The following is an 11637-nucleotide window of genomic DNA, read 5'->3' as shown; positions in this document are numbered from 1 at the left end:
TTTGAGGTTCCCGGTCAGGTCCGGCTGATACCAGATACCGGTCCCCGGCATTTTCCATGGATCAGCTATTCCCTGTCAACGGAAAAGATCTTCATTCTCAAATTTCCACATTCTCAAATTCCCAAATCTTCAAATTATTAACTATCCCGGCATCCGGGAGATGTATTTTTCGATCTCTTTGATCTGGCTTACGATCTGCGGTGTGGTGGGTTTGCAGGCCTTTGCTTTCCGGAAAAAGTCTTTTGCCGCCCGGAACTCTCTTTTATTCATCATGATGCTGCACATCTGAAGATAAGCCGCCGCCTCGTTTTCCTTATCGGGCAATCCTTTGCGAAGGGCCTGGCGGATATAGCTTTCGCCCTGCCTGGTATTGCCTTTCTGCATGGCCAGCATGCCCATTTGCAACAGGCTGGCCCCTTCGGCTTCTTTCATAGGCATTCCCAGATCCAGGCCTTTCTTCATCATGGTTTCGGCACTGTCAAAGTCCTGTTTGCTCATCGCAATATTCCCTTTCAGCGTGTAATAAACGGAGCGGATGGGCTTATAAAGCAGGTTGGGGAACCGGATCGAGTTCAATACTTTTTCAGCACCGTCCAGGTCGCCGTTCTCCATGTAGTCCTGGATCAGACGGAGCGGGCCAAAGAAAAAATGGCTGAACAATAAAACGACACCAACCAGGTACAGCGGAAAGGCAGGCCAGAAGCTGCCGGCATAATTTACATATACGCCTGCAAGAATTAAGAGGATACTGATCGGTAACCGGTACTTTATCAAAAAATTATACGCTTTCATGCTGATTTGATTTTGTTTCTCCGCCGGGAGGTGCTGCCCGTTCCGGTACAGCTCCCCATTGGGGCTGCAAAGATAAGGTTTGCGCTCCACCGCAAAAAGGCCGTGCACAGGTATTTAATAACGCCGTATTTTTGCAGCATGATAATGAGTGACGACCTGCAGGCGCGTTGGTGGAACCTGGAAGCAAAGCTGGTGGAACGGTTCGGGAAAAAACCCGATATGGAAACCCTGTTGTTCTTAATTGGCATCCAGGAATTTGGACAGATCAAACCAAAGTTTTCAAAAGAACAGAAACAGGAGCTGATGCACGTTGCGGTTTGCAGCCTGCTGACCCCCAGCGGCTATTATTCCTTTGAAGGAAAGGATAAGGACGGCTGGCCTCATTTTAAGCAGCTAAAGCAAATGCCGGTCATGAACCCGATTGAGCAGGAAAACTTCTTAAAAGATCACGTATTGCTTTATTTTGAAGAAAACGGCTTCTGATCAGTAAAAGTTCCGTACCCTTTTTGGGGTCACCGTTTTCTGATCGTATAAACATACCGGCCGGAGCTTCTTAGCCTCTTTTCAGTCAATGCGACCCGGTAGATTTCGGAACCCCATACATTTGACAATCGCGCGTCATCCAGCTTTACCGTATCGATCGCAGCGGTGAGCAAATCACTATCGTACAGCAATTGCGAGCGGCTGTTGCCCTGGCTGATGGTTATTTTTCCGGGTGCCGTTTCTGTTACGGCTCCGTAGCACAGGAAATAAATACGGTTCCTGGTTTGCGCGTGTTCTGTCTGGAAATGGTCCCGGATCTCCAATGCGTCTTTTTTCAACCGGTATGAGCGCTCCCATATTTTGACACCGGCTGCTGCGGGGTATGCCTTACTGATGTCCAGCGAAAATGTTTTTGCTGCTGGATCAAACCGTGCATCCCGGGCTTTATACTTTGCGCCAAAGGCCTGCTGAACGCCGTTGATCTCCGGAACATTGTGATAAGCGCTTTGCATGGTCCAGATGGAATAACGATCGGGACCAAATGTTTTCCGGGTATAAGTACCCACTCCTGCATCGATCAGCACCGGGGTATTCTCAAAATAAAGGCTGAACGTACCTACGTCATTATGGTTGTGGCTTTCATTGTTATGCCCGCCCTTTGCGGCAAAGAACATCCCGCCATCCCGCATATAACAAACTTCTGTTTGCGGGTACCAGGTAAATGCCGGGGCGTTGTGTGCCGGGGTGTTTTTTGCCAGATCGCCGTCGAAACGCAGCGTCTGGAACAACCGGTACGCATCCCTTCCTTCAGAGGGTGCCTGGTTTTCTTTCCGGTCCTGCCGGAGCAAGGCCGCCAGCTGCATCATTTCTATACTTTTCACCGCCCTGCCATAACGGTAGATCAGGGGTGCATCCGGATGCAGCTTCGCCGATGCATCGGCAAAATTCACCACCCATCCGTTGCCCACATAAGCACGGGAAATATACTCCCCCATATTTTTGATGATCGGCTCTCCGAACAGGGAGATCTTTCCCCCGGTAATATCATACAGCAATTGCAGATAGTCATACAATTTTCCTGCGGCATGCCCCCAGTACGAAGGTCCCTCTTCGCAGGCACCATCCTCATTGGTATAGTTAATGAACTGGTCTACGGACATCATGGTACGGTAAACGGCACGGGCCAGTTTTTCGGGATCGTCTTCTATCAGGGCAAATGTCTGCAGCACATTGGAATTGCACCAGGGATTCCAGTTATTCACCAGGTCGCCGGGTTTATACCGGAAGGCCATCCACCAGAGGTGATCTGTATTCATATAGGGATCCAGGATGCGGTCTTCGAGCTCCTTCTTTAGCCGGAGCTCAAGCAACGGGTTGATCTTTTTCAGCTCGCTGTGAAAATAATAATAGATCCAGGCAAACAGCGAGCCGATATCCCCGGCCATCAGATCAATGATCTGCTCCCGGTGATCCGGAAAAAGTATCTTGCTCGATTGCAGGCTCAGGTGGGCCGACAAGGCCCAGGAGGTCATTTCACAGGAGGCGAAAACCCCGTTGGCCAGCTGATCAAGATACCGGCCCTTTCCCTCGGCCAGCTCGGCTACAAACAGGTTCACGATGGCTGTGATGTTCTCATTGAAGGGTTTTTCCATTACCACCCGCGAGCCGCTCCTCGAATACTCCAGGTAGTCGGTAGCCTTAACGACCTTCCATTGATAGGTAAGGGCGGCATTCCCCCGCTCTATAAAAGCATGCTTATAAGAGCCCGTCATCCGGTTCCACCCGGCCCGGTCTTTATACGCCGGGTAAGGGATCCACTGTTCCCGGGGCAGCAACGCTGTCCTTATCTGCTGAACATTGGCCTGCTTTTGCAGCAGATCTCTTTTTACATAAGCAAAGCAGAGGGATGGCATCAGCATCGCAAGGAACAGGAAGCCTGATATCTTCCTGGGCAATGCCTGTATCAACTTTTTCATATTCCTGTTTTAAAGAATGCAGCAATCATCATTCTGACGAAAGGTAATAAAAAAGCGGACCCATCGGGATCCGCTCATAAAAAAATTAAAACAGGCTACAGACCGCCAAAGCTCAGGCCCACGGTGTACGGTTTTATTTCTGGTCCCACACCATCTTTCAGCAATTTGGTGAACTGGTAGGAGCCAAACAGTGTAAAATGCCCCACACCTATCCGGGCGGTACCTGATATCCTGGTTGTATTAAAATAGCGTTTGCTGGATTCTTTCAGTATATAGTCTCCGCCGGACTGGGTCACCCGTGTTCTTGTAGAGGCTTTGATCATGGTGCCGAACTTAAAACCCAGGGCCACTTTAAAGCTTTTATCGCTGTGTTCGGGATCCGAAACAAAACGCAATTCTACGGGAGCTTCCAGGTAAGCCGTTGACAGCTTTGTTTTCTTAGCATTAAAGCGGGTGGTGTCATTAAACGGGAGCCGTGCGGATGTGGCCTTTACATTTACAAAATTAAGGTCCTTATCCAGCGACATATGATCCGAGCCAATACCCAGCCCAATAGCAGCACTCAACTTTTGATTGCTTTTAAACGGGAAGTCAAGCATAAAATAAGCATTGATGCTCCGGGGCAAGTTCCCGGTTTTAATGCTATCCGGCAGGCTTGTCCAGTTGGTATAACCCAACTGAAGCAAAAAATGGTCATTTGCCCGCTTGCTAAGATCATACTTTTTCTTCTGGGGTTTAGGAGGATTCGCAGCCAGTGCCGCTGCAGCCGCTGTTGTATCAACCTGTGCGTACAGCGCCCCGCCCAATAAAAAGCTGGCAGCCAGGAATAGAACTATTTTCTTCATAAATATTTTAAGTTGCGCAAATATAGCTTGTCTTTGGGTTAAAATTAGGTTAATAACCCTATGATCTTTGAAAACTTTTCTCTTTGAAAAGGAGATTTTCTGCTTGTGGAATGATTATTTTGTTTAATTTCGCCCTCCCTTTAGCGGGAACCGGTCCGTCCGGCTTGATCTTATTGCGTTCCGTTCTTTTGAAATATTATTGCTGTTAACAGCATTGGTCCTATAGCTCAGCCGGTTAGAGCATCTGACTCATAATCAGAGGGTCCCTGGTTCGAGCCCAGGTGGGACCACCTAAAAATCAAGCAGTTACAAACATGTAGCTGCTTTTTTGTTTTTCTTTTGCCCTACATTTCCGCTGCTGGTATAATGTGCTGATTACGATATAAAAACAGGACACCAGGGGGTAAGAACCAAAAGCAACGTAATAAGTCGCAACGCTTTTAAAAAAATTGATGTCCCGTTAATGCGATACACCCGAAAAATTCTTTTTTGAAGATCTTATATTCGGGATCTGTTTGCCGGCTATTATAAATACAATAACCCGGAGCTGTGCTTCAACCAGAAGATTTCAATAATCACGACTTGCCCTGTCCCGGCCGCATGTATTGAGCGAACGGTTTAACAGGCGCTAATAAAATGAAAAAGAATTTCCCTTTACGGCTCTGTCTACACGTGTTTATGGCAACCAAACGGAGCTTTCAAGACAGGTATCTTAACCGGCAATAAAACAAGCACAGGCCCCCCCCATTTCGCAGGTTATTATCCTGTTCTTATACAACCTTATCATGCGTGGAGAAACGCACCGGAGATCTGCTGCACCAGGTTCCTGTAGCGGGCATCCAGGCCATCGATCGCCTCTTTGGTACTATAATCTACCTCGCTGTTCCCGGAGATCCGGGTATATACCGATATATTCATACCTTTTTTCCACAGGTAATATTTGGCAGCCTTCGGATAATCCTTATGCATCACCTCCATTTCATCAATAAAGAATTGCTGCACCAGCCGCACTTCATCATTTAAGCGGCTGTTGTTATAATTCCTACACAACCATACCACCAGTTCCGGAAAGTAATTTCCCTGGATGCAGGAAAGGCCGGCCGATCCGGAGCTCAGCGATGCAACCGCGTGCACCATGTATGCATCATACAATCCAAATGCAGGGAACCCGGCGCATCTCCGGTTCTTTTCTTTTACCTGCACTATATCCAAACTGGTATCTTTATGATAAATGACCCTGCCGGTGCTTACCAGCTTTCCCAGTAAGACGGGCGATAAGACCCTCTTGTAGGGCACCGGGCATTCATAAAAACCAAGCGGAATATTCCCTGTTAATGAAAGCAGCCGGTCTATATTGTCTTCCAGTACCTGCCCGGGCATCGTTTGCTCCGCCAGCAGGTTGGCCAATACGATCACGGCCCGTACACCGGTGTCATATACTCTTTTTATAAAATCTGCCTGCGCTTCTATGGTACGCCCAAAGTTACCGGCAGCAACCACGGGCACCCGTCCTCCGGCCGTATTCAATACCTGCTCAATCACCTTTAGCTTTTCAGCATCCGACAGGTCAAACATCTCGCTCGAAAGACAATTGGCAAACAACCCGCCTGCACCCGCTCTCAGATAATGCTCCGTAAGATAAGCCAGTCTGTCAAAATCAACGGCACCGTTTTCCTTAAACGGTGTCAGCATAACCGGCACAAATTCTTTCTTTTTTGTTGTCATCAGACATTTATTTTATTATGATTATCTATCGCGCAAATACATATCCCCGTACATTGAATGGCGCACAGAAAAACCAGCACTCGCTCCGTATGACCAGGTGCTCTTTGTTTTCACCGCCATGACTACAGGGGAAAAGATCTTCCGGTGCTCTAAAGCCATCCGGCAAGATCTTTAGATCAATCCTTCATAAATGCGCTATAAAATCATACTACAAACCTATTACATATGGCTCCTGTCAGGTTGTAGGATATTTCCAAATTAGTATAGAATTTTGCCTATCCACGCAGCGAAGCATTCGCGTGCAGATATCCTGCAAAGGGCTATTGCATAGTGACCGGCGAACCGGTGGGTGTTTTCCAATGGCTACAGGGTATTTAAAAGAGGCGTGGCCCCGGGAGGCCTGCCCGGACGCTTTATTTCTGGTTGATCACTGTTTCAATCAGCAGGTACTCACTCTCATCCGTGCACCGGATGGTCACTGTACCGGTATCCCATACTCCGAGTGCATCCCGCTGCGGAACTTCCACCCCGTTTACCTCAACCGATCCTGAGATCACAAATACAAAAAGACATTTATTCTCCGGGTTAAAAGAATAAGTGGTTGTGTGCGCCTTTTCAAAATATCCCAGGCTCAGCCGGGCATTCTGGTTGATCCAGCAATGGGCCTGCCCTTCTTCGTGCGATACGATGGTCACCAGCCTGTTCTTCCGTGCATCTTTCGGAAAACTGCGATATTGATACCGGGGCGTAATGTTCTGTTGCTTGGGATAGATCCAGATCTGTAAAAAATTCACCTCCTCCTCCCCGATATTGTATTCCTCATGCCGCAAACCGCTACCGGCGCTCATGATCTGTACCCCGCCTTCTTCAAATTCGGTATCATAGCCCAGGGTGTCTTTATGATTCATCCTTCCTTTCAGCAATATGGAAATGATCTCCATATTTACATGCGGGTGAATGCCAAAGCCCTTGCCCGGCGCCAGGTAATCATCATTAAATGTGAACAAAGTGCCAAACGCGCTTTTGACCGGATTGTAATAGTTACTGAAGCTGAAAACAAAATTACTTTTCAGCCAGCCGGCATCCTTGACGCCCCTTTCAGCCGCTTTAAAATGTTGTACCTCCATATTTTTTATTTTTAGATTTCACTTCGACACTACAGATGGGCCGGTTAAATAACGTCATAAAAAACCTGCGAATCAGCGGCCATTATCTTTGTTGTTCAGGGTTCCGGCGTGTAAACGGCGACCCGCCACAGTACTGCAAAATAACAACACCGGCTTGTATTACCACTTAACCTACTTCAAGTGGCTCCCTGTTTCTATGGGGTACCTTTGTGTATCAATAAAAAAAATCACGATCATGGAAAATAAAGTTTTAGGATTGCATCACATCACTGCCATAGCGGACAATGCCAAACGCAACCATGCGTTTTATACAAACCTCCTTGGATTAAGGCTGGTAAAGAAGACCGTAAATTTCGATGACCCCGGCACCTATCATTTTTATTATGGAAATGAAAGCGGTACACCGGGCACCATCCTCACCTTCTTTCCCTGGGAAGGAATCGGCAGGGGCACCGCAGGCGCCGGGATGGCCACCCATATCGGGTATACCGTACCGGAGGGAAGTTTTGATTTCTGGAAGCATCGCTTTGATGAAAACAAGATCGCGTATGAAGAAGCCGCAATATTCGGAGAACAGCAACTGGCATTCAACGACCCGGACGGGCTGCAGCTTTCCCTGATCATTCCCGCCGCAGCGGACCACCGTGTGCCCTGGACCACCGAATCTGTTTCTGCAGACGTGGCCGCCAGGGGGTTTCATAACACTACCCTTACCCTGCACCAGGCGGCCCCCACTGCAAAAGTGCTGACCGGCCTGCTGGGCTACCGGCAAACAGTGCAGGAGGGTAACCGGTACCGGTTTGTAAATGAGAACATCGACACCGCCAATTATATCGATATCATTGAAGATCCCAAAGCGGGCCACGGGCGCAATGCCGCCGGCACCAATCATCATATTGCTTTTAGAGTGAAGGATGATACAGTACAGATGGAACTAAGGGAAAAAATTGCAACAGCCGGCTTGAACATTACTCCAAAGATCGACCGGGATTATTTCTATTCGCTTTATTTCCGGGAACCGGGGGGCGTATTGTTCGAGATCGCTACCGACAACCCGGGCTTTACCCGCGACGAGCCCCTGGATCAGCTGGGCACGACCTTAAAACTTCCCAAACAATATGAACCGGCCCGGAATAAAATTGAAGCCGTGCTCCCTGAATTATAAAACGGTCCGGAACCCCGCGGATAAGGCGGATGTCGGCTTAACATTTAGTTTTCATGCGTTCAACCCGTGCATCCGTGGCTTATTCAGCACCGCATCTATTGCCATTTATTCTTATCATCAACAAAAAAAAGACAAACACATGCATACACTCCATATTACAACCGGCGGAACGGAATTAGGCAAAGCCTCCCGGGCGCTGGTGATGCTACACGGCAGGGGCGGCAGTGCCGGCGATATCCTGTCGCTGGCCGGCCACCTCAATGTACCAGATGCCGCATTACTGGCCCCCCAGGCCACCAATCATACCTGGTATCCTTATTCCTTTATGGCCCCCGTAAAGGAGAATGAGCCCTGGCTCTCCTCTGCCATCGACATCGTGAAACAAACGGCAACTGTGGCACAGAACGCGGGTATTGCTGCTGAAAACATTTACTTCCTCGGCTTTTCGCAGGGCGCCTGCCTCACGCTCGAGTACATTGCCAGGTACGCCCAACGTTATGGCGGTGCTGTAGCCTTTACCGGCGGATTGATCGGCGATCAGCTGGATGCCGGTAACTATAAAGGTGATTTTAAACAGACCCCGGTCTTCATCGGTACCAGTGACCCGGATCTTCATGTACCCGTGGAACGGGTGCACGCTACCGCTCAGCTATTAAATCAGATGAACGCCGCTGTTACCGAAAAAGTATATCCCAATATGGGACATACCATCAGTGCGGACGAAATCACCCTGGCCAACCGGCTTGTTTTTGACCGTCCGCCGGCAACAGGCCGCTAATGGCAACGCAGCAGATCATTTTTCCAGGTCGAGGCAAACCGGGTAATGATCGGAATAATGATCCGTGAATCCGTCCGTGATCACCCGGGCATTCCCTACTTTTTTCAGGAGCGCATTGCTTACAAAAATAAAATCGATCCGGGAGGGTATATCCGGCCCTGTTTTCGGCTCAAAGGCTTTTGGATGTACGGTTTTATGAAAAGCAGCATTCTTCAGTTTCAACACATCCGAAAAACCATTGTCCAGTACCCGTTGAATGACTGAATAATCCAATCGATCCTTGTTCAGTTTTAGGATGGGTGCATATTTTTGTTCATAGCGCCGGTAGGCCTCCGCCAGCCTCCCATCCTGGTACGCCAGCGAATCCTGCGGCGAAACTGTATTAAAATCGCCCATCAGCACCCATTTGCCCGGCATTTTTAAATGGTTCACCTCGGCCAGTAACAGGGCTATCTCCTGCTGCCGCTTTCGATAATCAAAGGGCGTTAAGTGTACTACCACGGTCTGATAGCCTGCAACTTCAGAAACAATAAAGCCCCGGTCCATATTATCATAAACGCGCCGCACATTGATAATGGGATACTTCGAGGTAATCGCAACGGGGTATTTCTCTCCCTCGATCAACAGCACCGCATAAGGATGCCCGTATGCGGCGGCCATCGATTCCAGCCCCGCCTGTGTAAAGCCGGTCACTTCCTGGAGTGCCAGCACATCCGGTTTCATTTTCCGCACCCAGTCTGTGAAAACCGGTTTCCCGTTCGCACTGTCCCGCTTCATTCCCTGAAGCAGGTTATAGGTAATGAACCGCATGGTATTTTGCGCCCCGCAAATGGCAGACGATACCAATGCACATAACAACAGGCATATCCGGATCCGCTTCATACGCTTAAATTTTCAATCTTTATAAAAGGGTCATCCGGAGCCCGGTCCAGGACCCCGGAAATGACCGCTCCATAACCGGCTGTCAGCAATACCCTACTGCGGAAGGGCCGCACCCATCACCGTTGTGCTTGTCCGCGATTTATGGTTCTGATCCTTCAGATAATAATTTTCATCCAGCGAGAGGTTGGCTCCTGCCACCTGTAACTGGAGGGTCGTCATGCCAAAGGTGGTTGCAGGGCTACCTGCTTTTACCGGCAGGGTTTTGCCATACCCCGTACCATATTTTGCAAAAGGCAGGAACATGGTAGCCGGATCGAAGGACTGGCCCGGCTCTACCGCTTTTTCATAATTATAGACGCTTGCCCCCACAATACTGGACTGCAAACTGATATTGGCTCCCCCAATCTCGTTGGCATGCCCGGTATTGCCCGAAATAACCGAATTATAGATATTTACGGTATTCGCTGTAGGACTGTTATTATTAAAGATGCCGGATCCACCGTTGGTGGCCGTATTGTCCACACCACCTTCATTGTTGCTAATGGTGGTATTAATAATATCTACTGTGGAGCCTCCGTAAACAGCAATTCCCGCTCCAAACCCGGTACCCACGTTCTTATTGCCATAGATCGTGCTGTTCACGATTTTATACTGAGAGCGTTCGCGGGAGTAAATGCCCGCACCCACACGTGCAAAACCCGGAGCGCCAACCTGGTTACCGGCGATCGTTACATTATACAGGTAATTATACGATACAACTCCCACATTAAGACTATACAAACCGCCGCCCACGCCATTTGCAATGTTCCCGGTGATCTCGGAATCGAAAAGATACAGTTTGGAACCGTCGTTCCAGATGCCGCCGCCGTTTGAATTGGCTTTATTATCGGAAATACTGGAATTCCGGATCGTTACCTCCGATTGGGAAAGCATGTAAATGCCGGCAATATGCTGATCGGAAGTATTGTCTGCAATGCGACAGTTCTCAAGCAGCAATTTTGATTTAATCACCACCAGGCCACCGCCATAGTTCCGGGCCAGGTTGGCTCCGTTTACCGGAACTGCACCCGACGAGCCGGCATGTCCTTTCGTAATGGTGATCCCTTTCATGGATACCTGATGCTCGCCTTCCGGGATGGCGCTTACTACCACCACATGGTATTTTTGATCAGCGCCGCTTAGAAGTACAGGGTTCGCAGCGGGATCCGCAACGCTTCCCTCCGTTGCATTGGCAGGATAGCCCCCGACCAAATGAATGTTCTGCGCTATTTCAAACGTATTGTCTGAAGCATTGCCGGTATTTCCGCCGGCAATTGTTCTGGACGGGATATAGGATCCTTCGGCAATATGAATAAAATCGCCATTGGCAGCATTTGTCAACGCCGCATCCAGGGTAGTGGCATTTGCCCACGAAAGCCCGTCTTTATTTTCGTCACCCGAGGTCTTTACATAAAAATGCCGGGTATGATCCGGAGCAGGTTCGCCTCCCTGTTGTATGATCGTCATCTTCACCGTTTCATCAGCCGTAATATAACCGGTGATCTCAGCGGTACGGGCCGCTGTGGTACGATTGCGCGCGATGGCTACTTTAAAAGTACCCGTTTCACTCCCGTTCGCTTTTACAAAACTGATCCAGTCGGCATCTGTTTTCACACGCCAGGGCAAATTGGCGGTCACCGGCACTTCGATCGTATCCATATCGCTGGGCACGGTGATGGATGCCTGTGGAAACGAGATCTCAGGGGTGCCCGGCGCAAAGCTTTCCGGATCGGCCTTGTAACATGCGGTTGTAAAAAGCTGAAGAAAGAGCAGCAAAAAGGCGATCTTTCCTAGCTGAATGCTATTGATATTCATTGCAAATATT

At 49.0% G+C, this 11637-nt stretch carries 10 protein-coding genes and 1 tRNA gene; 4 read left to right on the top strand and 7 right to left on the bottom strand.

All coding sequences use genetic code 11. The features are described 5' to 3' along the window. Window positions 1-141: 141 nt before the first annotated feature. Entirely contained in the window at window positions 142-792 is a 651-nt protein-coding gene (locus B160_RS0124910; protein WP_018630682.1) for a tetratricopeptide repeat protein, read from the bottom strand. A gap of 138 nt (window positions 793-930) precedes the next feature. Here B160_RS0124910 and B160_RS0124905 point away from each other — a divergent pair, with 138 nt between their 5' ends. Further along, complete coding sequence (locus B160_RS0124905; protein ID WP_026310010.1) at window positions 931-1275, top strand: hypothetical protein; 345 nt, start codon at window positions 931-933, stop codon at window positions 1273-1275. 29 nt (window positions 1276-1304) lie between these two features. Here B160_RS0124905 and B160_RS0124900 read toward each other — a convergent pair whose 3' ends face one another. Then, complete coding sequence (locus B160_RS0124900) at window positions 1305-3251, bottom strand: heparinase II/III family protein (RefSeq protein ID WP_018630680.1); 1947 nt, start codon at window positions 3249-3251, stop codon at window positions 1305-1307. A 95-nt stretch (window positions 3252-3346) separates the two neighbouring features. After that, window positions 3347-4096, bottom strand: coding sequence for an outer membrane beta-barrel protein (locus tag B160_RS0124895; protein ID WP_018630679.1), 750 nt, complete (start codon window positions 4094-4096; stop codon window positions 3347-3349). A 216-nt stretch (window positions 4097-4312) separates the two neighbouring features. Between B160_RS0124895 and B160_RS0124890 the strand changes: the two genes are divergently transcribed. Next, window positions 4313-4386 (top strand) — tRNA-Ile (locus B160_RS0124890). Window positions 4387-4879: 493 nt separating this feature from the next. On the opposite strand, the gene B160_RS0124885 is transcribed toward B160_RS0124890, so the two are convergent. Together B160_RS0124885 and B160_RS0124880 are read right to left on the bottom strand one after the other, a co-directional pair. Further along, entirely contained in the window at window positions 4880-5821 is a 942-nt protein-coding gene (locus B160_RS0124885) for a dihydrodipicolinate synthase family protein (RefSeq protein WP_018630678.1), read from the bottom strand. A 413-nt stretch (window positions 5822-6234) separates the two neighbouring features. Continuing rightward, window positions 6235-6948 carry a pirin family protein gene (locus B160_RS0124880; RefSeq protein WP_018630677.1) on the bottom strand — a complete coding sequence of 238 codons (714 nt, stop codon included), beginning with the start codon at window positions 6946-6948 and terminating at the stop codon, window positions 6235-6237. Between the two features lie 235 nt (window positions 6949-7183). On the opposite strand from B160_RS0124880, the gene B160_RS0124875 reads away from it, so the two are divergent. Both B160_RS0124875 and B160_RS0124870 read left to right on the top strand, forming a co-directional pair. Beyond that, a complete protein-coding gene (locus tag B160_RS0124875; RefSeq protein WP_018630676.1) occupies window positions 7184-8113 on the top strand; it encodes a ring-cleaving dioxygenase in 930 nt (309 codons plus the stop codon). A gap of 139 nt (window positions 8114-8252) precedes the next feature. Next, on the top strand, window positions 8253-8891 hold the full coding sequence (locus B160_RS0124870; RefSeq protein WP_026310009.1) for an alpha/beta hydrolase: 639 nt from the start codon (window positions 8253-8255) through the stop codon (window positions 8889-8891). A 15-nt stretch (window positions 8892-8906) separates the two neighbouring features. Here the strand turns inward: B160_RS0124870 and B160_RS0124865 are convergent, their stop codons facing one another. Both B160_RS0124865 and B160_RS0124855 read right to left on the bottom strand, forming a co-directional pair. Then, complete coding sequence (locus B160_RS0124865; RefSeq protein ID WP_018630674.1) at window positions 8907-9773, bottom strand: endonuclease/exonuclease/phosphatase family protein; 867 nt, start codon at window positions 9771-9773, stop codon at window positions 8907-8909. Window positions 9774-9866: 93 nt separating this feature from the next. After that, entirely contained in the window at window positions 9867-11627 is a 1761-nt protein-coding gene (locus B160_RS0124855) for a right-handed parallel beta-helix repeat-containing protein (RefSeq protein WP_018630672.1), read from the bottom strand. Window positions 11628-11637 lie beyond the last annotated feature (10 nt).

The sequence above is a fragment of the Niabella aurantiaca DSM 17617 genome (assembly GCF_000374125.1).
GTDB classification, from domain to species: Bacteria; Bacteroidota; Bacteroidia; order Chitinophagales; family Chitinophagaceae; genus Niabella; species Niabella aurantiaca.
Note: the sequence above shows the minus strand (reverse complement) of the source record. Positions and strands in the feature narration are given on the sequence as shown.